Raw genomic sequence first — 16,789 nt, 5'->3', positions numbered from 1 at the left:
GAGACGCTGCCGGCGGCACCCGCGTCAGCGCAGGCCGTGTCTGCACCGCCTGCCGCCCAGGTACGCACCCTGCCCGTGCGCACCCCGCCCGAGCCGGGCGCGCGCCTGCAGGCGCAGCCGGGGGCTGCGTCCGCAGGCCACCCGGCGCGCGGCTACACCGCCACCGAGGAAGGCGATGTCTGGCACCCTGTGGTGCAGCAATTGGCGGCCAGCGAGGCCATCACGGCCTTGGTGCGTGAATTGGCTTTGCAGTCGCAGCTGGTGGCGCGCGATGGCGGCCACTGGTTGCTGCGGGTGGAGCGCGAGTCGCTGAACCAGCCCACGGCGCGCGAGCGGCTGCGCGCTGCCCTGGAGGCGGCTGGCCATGCGCAGCAGATCAGCGTCGAGATCGGCCTGGTCATCGACAGCCCGGCGCGCCGCAATGCCGTGGCCGAGCAGGAGCGCCAGCGCGTGGCGCTGGAAACCGTCTTGGGCGACCCATTCGTGCAGGCTATGGTGCGCGACCACGACGCAAAAATAGTGCCCGGCAGCGTCAAACCCCTTTAACCCCCTCTCTCTATTTCCACCAGAAAGGTACTCACATGTTCAACAAGGGACAACTCGCCGGCCTCATGAAGCAGGCCCAGGCCATGCAGGACAACCTCAAGAAGGCGCAGGACGAACTGGCCAATGTCGAAGTCGAGGGCGAGTCGGGCGCTGGCCTGGTCAAGGTGCTCATGACCTGCAAGCACGATGTCAAGCGCGTCACCATCGACCCGAGCCTGCTGGCCGAGGACAAGGACATGCTCGAAGACCTGGTCGCCGCCGCCTTCAACGCGGCCGTGCGCAAGGCCGAGGAGACCTCGGCGGACAAGATGGGCAAGATCACCCAAGGCATGCCAGGCCTCCCCGGCGGCATGAAATTCCCTTTCTGATGCTGGCTACCGAGCGGGCGCCAGGCGTTGTTGCGGGACCCGTCGGGAAATCCTCACGTACAGGAAGTACGTTCCGGTTTCCCGCCACCCGCGCCTAGCCTGACACCCGCTCGCTACGCCCTTGAGGGCGGGGTCTGAATACCAAAACCACCAACGGGTGCGCGCTTCGCGGTCTGTCGCTCAAATTGCCGGTCCAACCATGTCCACCACCAACTCCCTTGACACATTGATCCAGGCGCTGCGGCGCCTGCCGGGCGTGGGGGTGAAGTCGGCGGCGCGCATGGCGTTTCACCTGTTGCAGCATGACCGCGCGGGGGCGCTGGCGCTGTCGCAGGCGCTGTCGCAGGCGGTGGGCAGCATGCGCCACTGCGCGCGCTGCCACACGTTTTGCGAAGCCGAGGTGTGCGAGGTCTGCCTCGACCCCGAGCGCGACGCGACGCGCCTGTGCGTGGTCGAGACGCCGGCAGACCAGTCGGCGCTGGAACGCACCGCGGCCTTCCATGGGCTGTATTTCGTGCTCATGGGGCGCATCAGCCCGCTCGACGGCATCGGACCCAACGACATCGGCCTGAAGAAACTGCTCGACCGCGCCACCGACGGTGTGGTGCAGGAGGTGATCCTGGCGACCAATTTCACCGCCGAGGGCGAAACGACGGCCCACGTCGTCAGCGAGGCGCTCAAAAACCGCGGCCTGCGCGTCACGCGCCTGGCGCGCGGCGTGCCCGTCGGCAGCGAGCTGGAGTATGTCGATCTGGGCACGATTGCGCACGCCCTGGCCGACCGGCGCTAGACTCAAATACTATCGATTGGATAGCTTTAAGCGCTTATCCGGTCAGCGTTTCAGCCCTAAAATATCCATAAAACGAGTTCCTTGCATATGGCACATTTCACGGTGGCTTACTGGTGCGTTTTCATCGCGGCGCTGCTGCCCATCGTGTGCGCCGGCATCGCCAAGCGCGGGGCTTTCGGCAAGCCGCGCCAGGACGGCGGTTACGACAACCACAACCCGCGTGCCTGGCTCGCGCGCCAGAGCGATTGGCGCGCGCGCGCCAATGCGGCGCAGGCCAACACGTTCGAGGCGCTGCCGTTCTTCATCGGTGCGGTCATCGTGGCGCACCAGCTGGGGGCGGCGCAGGCCCTGCTCGACCTGCTGGCCTTCCTGTTCGTCATGCTGCGGGTCTTCTACATCCTGATGTATGTCTCCGACATGGCCACGGCGCGCAGTGCCGTGTGGGGCGCTGCCTTCCTCGTCAACAGCGCGATCTTCTTTATCGGCTACCGCTGAGGGGCTGCGGTGCCCAGCGCCCGGCCGCAGGTAGGTAGAACCCCTCAGGGATTACCCCGGGTGTGCCAACGGCCCGCCTGCAGCACCATTGTTGCAGTGCATCAAAACCAGGAAGTTCGCCCCTGTGTCCTCTGATCCGATCAGTCGCCGTGCCTTTGGCGCCCTGAGTGCCGCAACCGCTGCCGCGTGGGCCCCGGCGGTGCGGGCAGCGCTGCCTGGCGCCGATGCTACCGCCGCGCGGCTCACCGTGGCCATGGGGCCGCGCTCGGCCTTTGTGTTCCGCCACCTGCCCACCACGCTGGCGCTGCAGCTGGGCTTCTTCGCCGATGAGGGCGTGGAGCTGGCCATCGAGACCTTTGCCAGCGACGCGTTGGCCCTGCGGGCGATGCACGCTGGCGCCGCCGACGTGTGCGCCACCGACTTCGAGCAGCTGCTGCGCACGCCCGGCGATGCGCCGCTGGCGCGCGCTTTCGTGCTGCAGGGGCGTGCGCCGCAGGCGGCACTGGGCGTGTCGGCAAAGTCTCTGCCGCATTTCACGGCGCTGAGCGACCTGCGCCAGCGCAAGGTGGGCGTGGCGGCGCTGGGATCGCTCTCGCACACCACGGCCCGCCTGGCGCTCGCGCAGGCGGGGCTCGGGCCTGGCGACGTGTCTTTGGTGGCGGTGGGCGAAGGGCGCAGCGCCGCCGCCGCGCTGCGTGCGGGCCGCGTGCAGGCCCTGTGCCACGGAGACCCGCTGATGGCCTTGCTCGAGCAGCGCGGTGACGTGCGCATCGTCAGCGATGCGCGCACGCTCCGCGGGGCGCAGGCCCTGTTTGGCGGCAGTGTGCCGGGCGGATGCCTGGTGGCACCAGCGGCGTTTTTGCAAAAACGCGCGCCCGAGGCGCAGGCGCTGGCCAACGGCGTCGTCCACGCGCTCAAATGGCTGCAGACCGCGGCACCGGCCGACCTGGTCAAGGCGGTCCCGCCGCAGGACCTGGGGGCCGACCGCAGCCTCTACCTGGCAGCGTTTGCGCGCGCCCGCGAGACCATCTCGCCCGACGGGGTGATGCCGCTCGATGCGCCCGCAACGGCGCTGCGTGCGTTGCTGCTCGCCGAGCCCGGTCGCAGCCGGCAGCGTGTGGACGTGCAGCGCTGGGTTGCGCCCGAGTTTGCCCGCAAGGCCAAGCAGAAATTCAGCGCCTGAGCCGGCCTGCGCCCGAGGGCGCGGCCGGGCACGGGGTCAACGCCGTGCCACCTTGGACGGTGTGCCGCCGCGTTTCTGCTTGGATGCCGCAGGCTGCTTGGCGTTGCGCGCGACTTTCGATGCGTTCTGGTTGGCGGGCGCCGCCTTGGCGCTGCGGCCGATTTGGGTCTGCACCGGCAGGTACAGCACGATTTGCTGCCCGAGCTTGAACGCGGCACCTGCCTTGGTGTCGTTCCAATCGGCCACGCTCGCGGCGCTCAGGCGGTAGCGCTGCGCCACGCTGGCAACGCTGTCGCGCTTGCCCGCGCGCACCGTGGTGCGGCGTGTGACGGTTTCGGGCAGCAGCGCGATCTGGCCGTTGTCGGCGACCTGCTCGGCCACGTCGTGGCGCATGGTGGTCGAGCGCGGCACCACCAGGGCCGAGCCCGCCTTGACCAGCATGCGCGGCGGAATGCCATTGATGCTGCGCAGGTCGCCTTCGCCCATGCCCACGCGCTGCGCCACCTCGGCCACGCTCATCGTGGAGGGCAGCGTCCAGACGGTCCAGCTTGCGTACTGCCCCTGGGTGTAGGCCTGCAGGTTGCGCTCGAAAATTTTGGCGTTGTCCCAGGGCAACAGGATCTGCGGTGTGCCGGCCGCCAGGATCACGGGCCGGTGCAGCGAGGGGTTGAGGGCCTTGAAGTCTTCTTCGCGCACATCAGCGAGCTTGGCGGCCAGCGCCACGTCGATGTCGCGGGGAATGTCCACGGTCTGGAAGTAGGGGTGGTTCTCGATCAGCGGCAGCTCGGTGCGAAACGCATCGGGGCTGGCCACGATGTTCTTGACGGCCTGCAGCTTGGGCACGTACATGCGGGTTTCGGCGGGCATTGTCAGGTCCGTGTAGCCGGTGCCCAGGCCCGCTTTCTGGTTGCGCGCGATGGCGCGGCCCACGCTGCCTTCGCCCCAGTTGTAGGCGGCCAGGGCCAGATGCCAGTCGCCGAACATGCCGTAGAGTTTCTGCAGGTAGTCGAGCGCGGCACGGGTGGACGCCAGCACGTCCCGGCGGTCGTCGCGGAAGGCGTTCTGCTTGAGGTCGAAATAGCTGCCCGTGGCCGGCATGAACTGCCACATGCCGGCCGCCTTGGCGGTGGAGACGGCTTGCGGGTTGAAGGCGCTTTCGATGTAGGGCAGCAGCGCCAGCTCGGTCGGCATGCCGCGGCGCTCGAGTTCCTCGACGATGTGGAACAGGTATTTGCTGGAGCGCTCGGTCATGCGCTGCATGTAGTCGGGCCGTGTTGCATACCACTGCTCGCGGTCCTGCACCAGCTCGTGCTGCAGGTCTGGCATGGCAAAGCCGCGGCGAATGCGCTCCCACAGGTCGGCCGGTGCCGACAGCGCGGCGACCTTGCCGCGCGCGGCGTGGGCCGAGGTGATCGGTTGCAGCGGGCCCTTGGCAAGATCGGCGCTGCGCCCGCGCTGCGCGGCGGTGGCGGGCGCGGGCTGGCCCTCAGTGTTCGTGGCATCGGCGGAAGTGCCACGGGTGGCGCAGCCGGTGAGCCAGAGCAGGCCCGCCAGGCATGCGATATGCAGAATTTTCATCGGAACTCGTTTTTCCATTCGCGCAGTGCCGCAAAAACGGCGACCGCGTCGGTGGTGTTGACAGAAGGGTCCCGGCGGCGCGCGGCAGCGGCCACGGCAGGGAGGCGGACGCGCAAGAAGGGGTTGATGTCCCGCTCGAGCGCCATGCGCGAAGGCAGCGTGGGCAGGTTGTGCGCGCGCAGCCGTTCGCATTCTCTGCTGTGGTGGAGCAGGGCGGCGTTGCGAGGTTCCACGACATGGGCAAATCGCAGGTTCGACAGGGTGTATTCGTGGGCGCAGCAAATGCGCGTGTCGCCCGGCAGCGCCGCAAGCGCATCGAGCGAGGCCAGCATCTGCGCCGGCGTGCCTTCGAACAGGCGCCCGCAGCCGCCCGAGAACAGCGTGTCGCCACAAAACAGCAGCGGGGCACCGTCCGCCAGCGTGCAGTGGTATGCAATATGGCCGGCGGTGTGGCCCGGAACGTCGATGACGGCAAACGACAGGCCCAGCGCCTCGACCTGGTCACCGCCGGCCAGCGCCACTGCCGGCGCCGGGATGCGCTCGCGTGCCGGACCGTACACCGCTGCGCCAGTGGCCTCGCGCAGCGCCTGCACTCCGCCGACATGGTCGCTGTGGTGGTGCGTGACTAGAATTGCCTGCAGCCGCAGACCGAGCCGGTCCAGCGCCTGCAGCACGGGCTCTGCTTCACCCGGGTCCACCACCAGGGCGTGGCGGCCGTCGTGCAGCATCCAGATGTAGTTGTCGGAAAAAGCGGGCAGCGGCAGTAGATTCATGAGCGATCAAATTATAGGTATGCACCATTGGTTCGATTCACCGCCCGGCCGCTACCTGCTGGAGTGGGAACAGGCGCGCTTTGACGCCGCCGTGGCCGATGTCTTTGGCTACCAGAGCCTGCAGCTGGGCATGCCATCACTGCAGGGGCTGCGTGCCAACCGCATGCCGCACCGCTGGCTGGCACTCGGCGAGATGCCGCCGCAGCCCACCCTTGCGGGCGGGACGCCGCACCTGCTGGCCCACGCCGTGGCCCTGCCGTTTGCCGACAACAGCCTGGACCTGCTGGTGCTGCCGCACACCCTGGAGCTCAGCCACGACCCCCACACCGCGCTGCGCGAGATCGCGCGGGTGCTGGTGCCCGAGGGGCGCGTGGTCATCAGCGGGCTCAATCCGGCCAGCCTGTGGGGCCTGCGCCAGATGCGCGCGCGCTGGGGACAGCGGCTGGGCAGTGGCACGCTCTACCTGCCCGATACGGGCCAATTCATCGGTCCCTGGCGGCTGCGCGACTGGTTGCAACTGCTGAGTTTCGAGGTCGACGAGGTCCAGTTTGGCTGCTACCGCCCGGCCGTGCGCACGCAAAAATGGCTGCAGCGTTGGGCCTGGGTGGACAGTGTGGGTGAGCGCTGCTGGCCCATACTCGGGGCCGCCTATTTCATGGTGGCCATCAAGCGCGTGCACGGCATGCGCCTGCTGGAACCCGCCTGGCGCAGCACCCGACCGCGCGCTGCGGCCACGGTGCCGGTGGCCAACCGGGCCACTGCCAGCCCTTTCATCGACAGGAATTTTGAGTGAACGAGATACAGATCTATACCGATGGCGCCTGCAAGGGCAATCCGGGCCCCGGGGGCTGGGGCGTGCTGCTGCGCTCCGGTGCGACCGAAAAAGAGTTGTTCGGCGGCGAGCTGGGCACCACCAACAACCGCATGGAGCTGATGGCGGTGATCGAAGCCCTGGCTGCGCTCAAGCGCCCGTGCGCGGTCACGCTCTACCTCGACAGCCAGTACGTGCGCAAAGGCATCACCGAATGGATCCATGGCTGGAAGGCCAAGGGCTGGCGCACCGCGGCCAAGCAGCCGGTCAAGAACGTCGAGCTGTGGCAGCGCCTGGATGCGCTGGTGAGCGAAGGCGGACACCAGATCGACTGGCGCTGGGTCAGGGGCCATTCGGGAGACCCCGGCAACGAGCGCGCCGATGCCCTCGCCAACTGTGGAGTCGAGCGCGCACTGGGCCGCCGCTAAAGCAGCCGGGGCCCCATCTGCCGTCTGTGTAAACGCTGCGTAAAAGCACCTCGCTTTGCCGGAATTGCTGCGACCGAGGCCGCGTTGGGGGCGTGCCGCTGCTACATTCACAGGCTGCCCTTTATGTAACCCAATGTCACTTTCATGGCGTCCAGAGCGATTTATCTTCTTGTAGCCGCGGTCGGCATTGCCGGTGCGGGATCTTTGGCGTGGTGGTTTCAGAGAACTGCGCCGCTGCAGGCTTCTCCTCCTGCCAGCACCGCGCCGGCGAAAGGCGCCGGTGCGTCCGGCCAGCCGGTCGCCGTGGAGGCGGCCCAGGTGCGGCGCATGGCGCTCAGCGATGAGGCCCAGGCCGTGGGCAGCCTGCGCTCGCGCCGCAGCGTGGTGCTGCGCCCCGAGGTGAGCGGGCGCATCGTGCAGCTCAACTTCCGCGATGGCCAGCGCGTGCGCCAGGGCCAGTTGCTGGTGCAACTGGACGACCAGTTGCAGCGTGCGCAGGTGCAGCAAAGCCAAGCCGAACTGTCGATTGCGCGTGCCAACCACCAGCGCAACCAGGACCTGGTGGCGCAAGGCTTCATCAGCCAGCGCTCGGTCGACGAGAGCGATGCGAACCTGCAGGTGGCGCAGGCCAAGCTGGCCCTGGCGCAGGCCACGGCGGCGCGGCTGAAGATCGTGGCGCCGTTCGATGGCATTGCCGGCATTGGCAACACCCAGGTAGGCGACTACCTCAAGGACGGCACCGACATCGTCAACATCGAAGACCTCGACAGCGTGTATGTCGACTTTCGCCTGCCCGAGCGCTTCCAGGGCAAGCTGCGCGTGGGCCAGAGCGCGCGCGTCGAGGTCGATGCGCTGCCGGGCGAGGCCTTCAGCGCCATGGTTCGGGCCATTGACCCGCAGATCGATGCCAACGGCCGTTCGGTCTCCGTGCGCGCCGCCATCGACAACCGGCAGCTGCGCCTGCGCCCCGGCATGTTTGCCCGCGTCACGGCCGTGTTTGGCGAGCGGGCCGATGCGAGCGTGGTGCCCGAAGAGGCGATCGTGCCCAACGGCGCGGGCCACTATGTGCTCAAGGTGGTGCCCCAGGCCCAGGGCGGCATCGCGGTGGCGCAGCGCACCAGTGTCGTTCTCGGGCTGCGCCGCGACGGCTGGGTCGAGGTCGTGCAGGGCCTGCAACCCGGTGACACCGTGGTGACGGCGGGCCAGCAGCGCCTGTCCAAGGACCGTGCTCCGGTGCGCGTCGTGCCATCGCCCCAGGCGCCAGAGGCCGCACCCGAGGCGCAGGCCGCCACGCCGCGCCAGCCCGGCTGACGGCCCCGAACCCTTCTTCCGCTTCTTCCATGCAACTGGCCGAAACCTCCATCCGCCGCCCGGTGTTCGCCACCGTGCTGTCGCTGCTCATCGTGCTGATCGGCGCGGTGAGCTTCACGCGCCTGTCGGTGCGCGAGTATCCGAAGATCGACGAGCCCGTCGTCACCGTCAGCGTGACCTATGCGGGCGCGTCGGCCGAGGTGATCGAGTCGCAGGTGACCAAGCCGCTCGAAGACTCCATCGCCGGCATCGACGGCGTGGACGTGATCACCTCGATCAGCCGGGCCGAGCGCAGCCAGATCTCGGTGCGCTTTCGCCTCGAAAAGGACGCCGACAACGCGGCCGCCGAGGTGCGCGACCGCACCGCACGCGTGCGCAACCGCCTGCCCGACGCGGTGGACGAGCCTGTCATTGCCAAGGTCGAGGCCGATGCGTTTCCGGTGATGTGGCTGGCTTTCAGCAGTGACACCCTGAGCCCGCTGCAGATCAACGACCTGCTCAACCGCATCGTCAAGCCCCGCCTGCAGACGGTGACCGGCGTGGCCGATGTGCCCATCTATGGCGAGCGCCGCTACGCCATGCGCGTCTGGCTCGACCCGCAGCGCCTGGCCGGCTACCGCCTGACGACGCAGGACGTGGAGGACGCGATCCGGCGCAACAACCTTGAACTGCCGGCCGGACGCATCGAGTCGCAGCAGCGCGAGTTCAGCGTCACCTCGCAGACCGACCTGGGCCAGCCGGGCCAGTTCGCCGACATCGTGCTGCGCACGGTCAATGGCTTTCCGGTGCGGCTGCGCGATGTGGCGCGGGTCGAAGAGGGCGCCGCCAGCGACCGCAGCAAGGTGCGGCTCAATGGGCGCGAAGCGATTTCGGTGGGCGTGATCCGCCAGGCCACGGCCAACCCGTTGGAACTGTCGGCAGGGGTGCGCGCCATGCTGCCTACGCTCAAGGCCGACCTGCCGGCCGACGTCACGATCGATGTCGCCAACGACAACTCCATCTTCATCGACCGCTCGGTCAAGAGCGTCTACACCACCATCGCCGAGGCGGTGGTGCTGGTGGCGCTGGTGATCTTCGTGTTCCTGCGCACCCTGCGCGCGTCCATCATTCCCATCATCACCATCCCCGTGAGCCTGGTGGGCAGCTTTGCGCTGATGTCGCTGGCGGGATTTTCGATCAACACGCTCACGCTGCTGGCGCTGGTGCTGGCGATCGGCCTGGTGGTGGACGACGCCATCGTGATGCTGGAGAACATCTACCGCCACATCGAGGAGGGGCTGGACCCGTTTTCGGCCGCGATCAAGGGCGCGCGCGAGATCGGCTTTGCCATCGTCGCCATGACGCTCACGCTGGTGGCCGTGTATGCGCCGCTGGCCTTCACGCCGGGGCGCACGGGGCGCCTGTTTGTCGAGTTTGCGCTGGCGCTGGCCGGGGCGGTGGTGGTGTCGGGCTTCGTGGCGCTGACGCTCTCGCCCATGATGTGTTCGCTGTTGCTCAAGCACAACCCCCAGCCCAACTGGTTCGACCGCAGCATGGAGCGCTGGCTCACGGCGCTGTCCGGCGCCTACGGCCGCCTGCTGCGCTGGATCGTGACCGCGCGCTGGCAAACGCCCGGCAAGCCCGGCGGCGGCCTGCGCGGCAAGGTGTTCCAGGCGCGCTGGATCGTGGTCGGCGCGATGGCGCTCAGCGGCCTGGGCCTGGTGTGGGTGTACCCGACCATGAAGCAGGAGCTCTCGCCCCTCGAAGACCGCGGCACCATCCTGGCCAACATCACCGCGCCCGACGGCGCCACGCTCGATTACACCAACCGCTATGCGCTGGAACTGGAGAAGATTGGCCGCGACTACCCCGAGTTCGACCGCATCTTCGCCAACATCGGCAATCCCACGGTGTCGCAAGGCAGCGTGGTGTACCGCACGGTGGACTGGGAAAACCGCACGCGCAGCACGCTGGACATCGCGCGCGAGCTGCAGCCGCGCCTGGCCAGCCTGCCCGGCGTGAGCGCGTTCCCGATCACGCCGCCCTCGCTGGGCCAGGGCTTCCGGTCGCGGCCGCTGAACTACGTCATCCAGACCTCGGACAGCTACGAGAACCTCAGCGCCGTGGCCGAGCAGATGGTGGCCGAGATGGCGAAGAACCCGGGCATCACCTCGCCCGACGTCGACCTGCGCCTGAACAAGCCCGAACTGCGCATCGACGTGAACCGCGAGCGCGCGGCCGACCTGGGCGTGAACGTGGACGTGGTCGCTAAGGCCATCGAGACCATGCTGGGCGGGCGCACCGTGACCCGCTACAAGCGCGACGCCGAGCAGTACGACGTGATCGTGCAGACCCAGCCCAGCGGCCGCACGGCGCCCGAGGACATCGATGGCATCTATGTGCGCGGGCGCTCCGACGCGATGATTCCGCTCTCGGCCCTGGTCACGGTGCGCGAGAGCGTGAGCCCGCGCGAGCTCAACCACTTCGGCCAGCGCCGCTCGGCGACCATAACGGCCAACCTCTCGCCCGACTATTCGCTGGGCGAAGCGCTGACTTTCATGGACACCACGGCCGCCAAGCTACTCAAGCCCGGCTACACCACCGACCTCAACGGCACCTCGCGCGAGTTCAAGAGCTCGCGGGGCGCGCTGGGCATCGTGTTCGTGCTGGCGCTGGTGTTCATCTTCCTGGTGCTGGCCGCGCAGTTCGAGAGCTTCATCGATCCGCTGGTCATCATGCTCTCGGTGCCACTGTCCATGATCGGCGCGCTGCTGGCGCTCAAATGGAGCGGCGGCTCGCTCAACGTGTACTCGCAGATCGGTCTGATCACCCTGGTCGGCCTGATCACCAAGCACGGCATCCTGATCGTCGAGTTCACGAACCAGTTGCGCGCGCAGGGCGTGGACATGGTCGATGCGCTCATCAAGGCCTCGGCGCAGCGCCTGCGGCCCATCCTGATGACCACGGGCGCCATGGTGCTGGGGGCCTTGCCGTTGGCACTGGCGTCGGGTGCCGGCGCCGAAACCCGCACGCAGATCGGCTGGGTGATCGTGGGCGGCATGTCGCTGGGCACGCTGCTGACCATCTTCGTGGTGCCGACCATGTATTCGCTGTTTGCGCGCCGCTCCGTGCCCGGCGCCAAGACGGCCACGGCCCACGACACGCCGCACGCCGTGGCCGACGCCTGAACCGGGTGTCCAGCGCCTGCAGCCCAGACTTGCTATGGAATAGTGAGCTGTTGGCGCTGGTTGGGTATGGGCTGGAGGCCTTTTTGCTCCATATCGGCGCACGCCGCCCGGTTCCGGCGGTCCACGCCCCTCAGGGGTCACGGGAATGGGGCAGTGGACGCCGGCGCAGGCATGGCGCAGCGCGGGGCCCGGTGCCTATTCCTTGTAGCGTTGCAGCACGTAGGTGCCCGGTGCGTCGCACAGCACGGTGCCTGCCGCGATGGGGGAGGTCGCCTGCCTGCGCGAGGAGTGCCGGGCCAGCCAGGCCTGCCAGGCGGGCCACCACGAGCCCTCGTGCGAGGGGGCCTTGGCCGCCCATGCGCCGGGCTCGGTCCAGCGGCCCCGCGCGGGCCGCGTGTGAATCTGGTAGCTGCGGTGCGGGTGGCCCGGCTCCGAGACGATGCCGGCGTTGTGCCCGCCGCTGGCCAGCACGAAGGTGATCTCGGCGTCGCACAGCTGGTGCAGCTTGTAGACCGAGCGCCAGGGCGAGACGTGGTCGCGCTGCGTGCCCACCAGGAACATCGGTGGCTGGAGATCGGCCAGCGAGACCGCCTGCCCCTCGGCGCAGTAGTTGTGGGTGGCCAGCGCGTTGTGCAGGTACAGCTCGGTCAGGTACTCGTGGTGCATGCGCGCGGGCATGCGCGTGGTGTCGGCGTTCCAGGCCATCAGGTCGTTGGACTGGTCGCGCTCGCCCAGCAGGTACTCGCGCATGCGCCGCGCCCAGACCAGGTCGCGCGAGTGCAGGAACTGGAACGAGCCCGCCATCTGCTTGCCCGACAGGTAGCCCTGGCTGCGGGTGATGTGGTCGAGCAGGTCGATCTGCCCTTCGTCGATAAACAGGCCCAGCTCGCCCGGATCGGAAAAATCGGTCTGCGCCGCCAGCAGGGTCAGCGTCTTCAGCGGCGACAGCAGGTGCTGCTCGGCCACCCCGCCTGCGCGCGCCATGGCCGCTGCGGCAATGGCCAGCAGCGTGCCGCCCAGGCAGTAGCCCACGGCATGCACCGGCGTCTTGCGATCGCCCTGCGTGGCCACTGCCTGCAGCGCGTCCAGTACGCCCAGGCGCAGGTAATCGTCCATCGACAGATCGCTGTCCGCGGCGTCGGGGTTGCGCCACGACAGCATGTACACGGTATGGCCCCGGCCCACCAGGTAGCGCACCAGCGAGTTGTGCGGCGACAGGTCGAGGATGTAGTACTTCATGATCCACGACGGCACGATCAGCACCGGCTCGGGGTGCACCGTCGGTGTCTGCGGCGCGTAGCGGATCAGCTCGATGAGTGGATTGCGGTACACCACCGCGCCCGGCGTCACGGCCACGTCGCGGCCGACCTGGAAGGCAGGGATGCGCTCGGGCTCGCCCGGCAGGGGCACGCCGCTCGCGTCGGCCAGCCAGTGGCGCGCGCCCTGGCGCAGCCGTGTGCCGCCCGACTCCAGCGCATCGCGCAGCACCAGGGGGTTGGTGGCGGGCCAGTTCGCGGGGGCCAGCATGTCCAGCCACTGGCGCGCGAAGAAGCGCGTGAGGTCGGTGTGGTGCGCGGTCATGCCGGGCGCCCAGCTGGCCTCGCGCCAGAAGGCTTCGGCATTGTGAAAGCCCGCGCGCATCTGGCTGTAGGGCCAGTGCGCCCAGGCGTCGTGGCGAAAGCGCGGATCCTCGTCGGGGACGCCGTCTGCCTCGGGCGCGCGCCCATGGGCGTGCAGCGTGTCGGCCCAGAGGCGGGCGGCCAGTGCCGCCAGCTGCAGCTGCCGGCCGGGCGACACGCCCAGGTGCCAGGCCCAGTCCGCAGCGGCCAAGGCCAGCGACACCGGGGACAGCCCGCCTGTGAATTCGGCGCCGCCGGCATGGACCAGGCGGTCCAATTTTTCGGTGGGGGTTTCTGCGGCATGTGCCGCACGTCTGCCGGGTGGGGCGGGCGAGGGGTCGGACGGTTGGGCCATGGCGTGGAGAGGCAGAGGTGAAGGACAGTCCGCACTGCAGCGTGCTTCATGATAGTGCGCTCGCGTGGCGTGCGGGGCCACAAGGCAAAGTGGATTTTCGATGCCCATGCGCCGCAAGCGGACTTGCGGGTGGCGGCGGGTGCGGGCGCAGCGCTTTAATAGGGGGCATTGCAGCCGCTTCGCGGTATCCGCCGGAGCGCACCCGCAGCCAACTCGAAAAGGGCATGACCCATGAGTACCGTGTTCGATCCGTTGCGCCTGTGGACCGTGTCCGCAGATGTGCTGGCGGTCGACAGGGGAGACGCCGAGGGCGTGGTGCAGCGCCAGCGGGCCCGGCTGGCGCTGCTGCTGGAGGCCGTGCTGCGCGGCTCGCGCCTGTACCGGGCACTGTGGCCGGCGTCTGTCCGGCCCGACACGCCCTTGTGCCAGCTGCCGGTGGTCACGCGCGCCCAGCTGATGGAGCGGTTCGACGACTGGGTGACCGATCCCTGCCTGGAGCTCGACGCCTTGCGCGCGTTCACCGCCGACCCCGCACGCCTGGCCGAGCCCTGGATGGGCCGGTACATGGTGTGGGAGAGCTCGGGCACCAGCGGACATCCGGGCATCTTTGTGCAGGATGCGCAGGCCATGGCGGTGTACGACGCGCTGGAGGCGCTGCGCCGCAGCCCGTCCCAACCGCTGGCGCGCTGGCTCGATCCGCTGGGCCTGGCCGAGCGCACGGCCTTTGTCGGCGCACTGGGCGGGCATTTCGCCAGCCATGTGTCGCTGCTGCGGATGGCCGCCCTCAATCCCTGGCTGGGCACCCGCTTGCGCAGCTTTTCCATCCAGGCGCCACTGGCCGAGCTGGTGGCGGAACTCAACGATTTCGCGCCGACCGTGCTGGCCACCTACCCGACGGCGGCTGCCCTGCTGGCCGACGAGGCGGCGCGCGGCAGCTTGCGCATCGCGCCGCGCGAAGTCTGGACCGGTGGCGAGACGCTGGGCGCGGCGGTGCGCACGCACATCGAAAAAAGTCTGGGTTCGGCGGTGCGCAACAGCTATGGGACATCCGAGTTCCTGGCCATGGGCTGGGAGTGCGCCCACGGGGGCATGCACCTCAACGCCGACTGGCACGTTTTGGAGCCGGTGGACGAGCACCACCGGCCGGTGCCCGCGGGCCAGCCTTCGTGCAGCGTGCTGCTGACCAATCTGGCCAATGCGGTGCAGCCCCTGGTGCGCTACGACCTGGGCGACCGCGTCACGCTGCAGGCCGGGCCCTGCGCCTGCGGCTCGCCGCTGCCGGTGTTCACGGTGCAGGGGCGCCAGGACGATCCGCTGCGCATGGCGGGTCGGGGTGGGCGCTGCGTCACGCTGCTGCCGCTGGCCCTGAGCACGGTGCTGGAGGAGGAGGCCGGCGTGTTCGATTTTCACCTGCGCCAGCTGGACCGGCACATGCTGGAACTGCACCTGCCGCTCGAAGGCGAGACGGGTCGCGCTGCCGCCGCGCGCTGCTCTGCGGCCTTGAAGGCCTTTGCCGGTGCCCAGGGGGTGGTGCAGGTCCAGGTGCGCGTGCGCCTGGGCCAGAGCGTGCCGCGCGGGCGCAGCGGCAAGGCCTGCCGCATCGTGGCCTGCAGCCGCTGAGCCGCACGGCCAGGCGCGGTATGCGGGTTTTTCCGTAGAATGCCCGCTTCCCCGCTCCGGGTTGCGGCGGTCGCTGCGCCGGCCCCGGGGCAGCAGAAAAGCCGTGTGTGCCGGTTCCGCGCGCCAGCGGCTTTTTCCCCTTCTCTTCCTTCTTTTCAGGAGCGCAGGCCGCCCGTGGGGCGCCTGTTTGCCGGATATGCAACGTCACTGGCCTGCGTTTGCCTGGGTGTGTTTCGCGATGTGTGTCGGCGTCATGGGCACGGCGCTGGCGAGCCCGCTGTACCCGCTGTACCAGGCGCGCTGGGGGCTGCAGCCCAGCCACATCACCGGCATCTACGTCGCCTACATGGTGGGCGCGCTGTCCAGCCTGCTGTTCCTGGGGCGGCTCAGCGACCGCTTCGGCTTTCTGCCGGTGCTGCGCTGGGGCCTCATGCTGGTGTATGCCGGGGTGCTGCTGTCGGCGGTGGCCTGGAGCGTGCCCTCCTTCGTGGCCAGCCGCGTGCTCATCGGCATTGCCTCGGGAATGATCACCACCTCGGCCTCGCTGGGGCTCACGCAGCTGAGCCGTCCCAGCCAGGTGATGCGCGCGTCGGCCATGACGAGCTTCGCCATGGCGCTGGGCTTTGGCATGGGCCCGCTGGTGGGCGGGCTGGTGGCCCAGTGGGTGCCGCAGCCCCTGGTCACGGCCTATGTACCCAGCCTGTTGCTGGGCGCGCTGGCGATTTATGCGCTGTTCCAGGTCCGCGTGGAAGCGCAGGTGGCGGCGGCCCCGCAGCCACCGCTGGTGCTGCGCGACTGGCTGCCGCGCATCACCTTGCCCCGGCCGGCGGTGCGGCGGCCTTTCATGGTGGCCTGTCTGGGGGCGTTCGGCACCTTCGGCATCTTCGGGCTCTATGCCTCGCTGGCCCCGAGCTTCATGGAGCGCATGGTGCCCTGGCACGGGCCGGCCGTGAGCGGTTTGTCGATCGCCATGATCCTGTTCCTGTCGGCGCTCGTGCAGTGGCTGGCCCGGCCGGTGCACACCAAGACCTGCGCCGTCTGGGGGCTGGGCCTGCTGGCCGCGTGCAACCTGCTGCTGATCGCCACCTCGTTCACCCAGTGGTCGGTGCTGTTCGTGCTCAGCGTGCTGACCACCTCGGCCGGGCACGGGCTGGTGAACCTGGCCGGCATCGCCATCGTCAACAAGGTGGCCCGGCCCGAGACCCGTGCCGGCCTGCTGTCCACGTATCTGGTGGTGGGCTACATCGGCACCATTGCGCCAATCCTGGCCGTGGGCTGGCTTTCCGATGGGCTGGGCCTGGCGGCGGCCCTGGTGATTTTTTGCGTCGCCATGGCGGCCTTGACCGGGGCGCTGGCCTGGGCGGCCGCCCGCACGCCGCTGATCGAGGTGGCCTGAAGCGCGCCGGGCGGGCCCGGTCCAGTCCCGGCCTTCAGGCCGGCGCGTCGAGTTGCTGCAGCGCCCGGGCGAGCGCCTGCGCGTCCTGCGGCCGCACGAGGCGCGTCACTTCCTGGCCGCCGCGCAAAAACACCAGCGTGGGCCAGAGCTTCACGCCAAAGCTGCGGCCCAGGCGCTGGCCGGGGCCGTCCTCGACCTTGATGTGCGCGACATCGGCGCGCGGCGCCAGCGCCTGCTCGATCAGCGGCTGGGCGCACAGGCAGTGGCCGCACCAGGGCGTTCCGAACTCGAGCACGGCCGCGCCGGGCAGTGCATCGACTTCGGCGCGCGTCGGGGGCTGGGGCAGGTG

At 69.1% G+C, this 16,789-nt stretch carries 15 protein-coding genes; 11 read left to right on the top strand and 4 right to left on the bottom strand.

Translation table 11 applies throughout. From position 1 onward, the window contains the following. The 5 genes from B2J89_RS13130 to B2J89_RS13110 all read left to right on the top strand — a co-directional run. Window positions 1-546: DNA polymerase III subunit gamma/tau C-terminal domain-containing protein (locus tag B2J89_RS13130; protein WP_305792656.1), on the top strand; the 546-nt coding region annotated here is incomplete at its 5' end. A 35-nt stretch (window positions 547-581) separates the two neighbouring features. Further along, on the top strand, window positions 582-914 hold the full coding sequence (locus B2J89_RS13125; RefSeq protein WP_169169535.1) for a YbaB/EbfC family nucleoid-associated protein: 333 nt from the start codon (window positions 582-584) through the stop codon (window positions 912-914). Window positions 915-1,113: 199 nt separating this feature from the next. Further along, window positions 1,114-1,704, top strand: coding sequence for a recombination mediator RecR (recR, locus tag B2J89_RS13120; RefSeq protein ID WP_169169534.1), 591 nt, complete (start codon window positions 1,114-1,116; stop codon window positions 1,702-1,704). Between the two features lie 87 nt (window positions 1,705-1,791). Beyond that, window positions 1,792-2,199, top strand: a complete 408-nt coding sequence (locus tag B2J89_RS13115; protein ID WP_169169533.1) for an MAPEG family protein — start codon at window positions 1,792-1,794, stop codon at window positions 2,197-2,199. Between the two features lie 124 nt (window positions 2,200-2,323). Further along, on the top strand, window positions 2,324-3,382 hold the full coding sequence (locus tag B2J89_RS13110; RefSeq protein ID WP_169169532.1) for an ABC transporter substrate-binding protein: 1,059 nt from the start codon (window positions 2,324-2,326) through the stop codon (window positions 3,380-3,382). A 36-nt stretch (window positions 3,383-3,418) separates the two neighbouring features. Here B2J89_RS13110 and B2J89_RS13105 read toward each other — a convergent pair whose 3' ends face one another. Together B2J89_RS13105 and gloB are read right to left on the bottom strand one after the other, a co-directional pair. Next, window positions 3,419-4,960, bottom strand: coding sequence for a transglycosylase SLT domain-containing protein (locus tag B2J89_RS13105; protein ID WP_169169531.1), 1,542 nt, complete (start codon window positions 4,958-4,960; stop codon window positions 3,419-3,421). Beyond that, window positions 4,957-5,733: a hydroxyacylglutathione hydrolase gene (gloB, locus tag B2J89_RS13100; protein ID WP_169169530.1), complete on the bottom strand. Its 777-nt coding sequence runs from the start codon at window positions 5,731-5,733 to the stop codon at window positions 4,957-4,959. Before gloB ends, B2J89_RS13105 begins: the two co-directional genes overlap by 4 nt. Before the next feature lie 19 nt (window positions 5,734-5,752). On the opposite strand from gloB, the gene B2J89_RS13095 reads away from it, so the two are divergent. The 4 genes from B2J89_RS13095 (at window position 5,753) to B2J89_RS13080 (ending at window position 11,450) form a co-directional block, all read left to right on the top strand. Continuing rightward, a complete protein-coding gene (locus tag B2J89_RS13095) occupies window positions 5,753-6,526 on the top strand; it encodes a class I SAM-dependent methyltransferase (protein WP_169169539.1) in 774 nt (257 codons plus the stop codon). Then, window positions 6,523-6,972 (top strand): ribonuclease HI, encoded by a 450-nt coding sequence (rnhA, locus tag B2J89_RS13090; protein WP_169169529.1) that lies wholly within the window; start codon window positions 6,523-6,525, stop codon window positions 6,970-6,972. The genes B2J89_RS13095 and rnhA overlap by 4 nt, the downstream gene beginning before the upstream one ends. Before the next feature lie 327 nt (window positions 6,973-7,299). Then, a complete protein-coding gene (locus B2J89_RS13085) occupies window positions 7,300-8,283 on the top strand; it encodes an efflux RND transporter periplasmic adaptor subunit (protein WP_371809069.1) in 984 nt (327 codons plus the stop codon). 29 nt (window positions 8,284-8,312) lie between these two features. Then, on the top strand, window positions 8,313-11,450 hold the full coding sequence (locus B2J89_RS13080; RefSeq protein ID WP_169169527.1) for an efflux RND transporter permease subunit: 3,138 nt from the start codon (window positions 8,313-8,315) through the stop codon (window positions 11,448-11,450). A gap of 195 nt (window positions 11,451-11,645) precedes the next feature. Here B2J89_RS13080 and B2J89_RS13075 read toward each other — a convergent pair whose 3' ends face one another. Then, window positions 11,646-13,424, bottom strand: coding sequence for an alpha/beta hydrolase (locus B2J89_RS13075; RefSeq protein WP_169169526.1), 1,779 nt, complete (start codon window positions 13,422-13,424; stop codon window positions 11,646-11,648). A gap of 231 nt (window positions 13,425-13,655) precedes the next feature. Between B2J89_RS13075 and B2J89_RS13070 the strand changes: the two genes are divergently transcribed. Then, window positions 13,656-15,044, top strand: coding sequence for a phenylacetate--CoA ligase family protein (locus B2J89_RS13070; protein ID WP_169169525.1), 1,389 nt, complete (start codon window positions 13,656-13,658; stop codon window positions 15,042-15,044). 238 nt (window positions 15,045-15,282) lie between these two features. Continuing rightward, the gene (locus tag B2J89_RS13065; RefSeq protein WP_169169538.1) at window positions 15,283-16,440 is read left to right on the top strand and encodes an MFS transporter; all 1,158 of its coding nucleotides are present in this window, start codon (window positions 15,283-15,285) and stop codon (window positions 16,438-16,440) included. Window positions 16,441-16,474: 34 nt separating this feature from the next. Here the strand turns inward: B2J89_RS13065 and B2J89_RS13060 are convergent. Continuing rightward, a partial coding sequence (locus B2J89_RS13060) for a thioredoxin family protein (protein ID WP_240965013.1) occupies window positions 16,475-16,789 on the bottom strand: 315 nt, incomplete at its 5' end.

The organism is Acidovorax sp. SRB_24, from assembly GCF_012931925.1.
The sequence above is the reverse complement of the archived record's forward strand: the minus strand, read 5'-3'. Positions and strand labels throughout refer to the sequence as shown.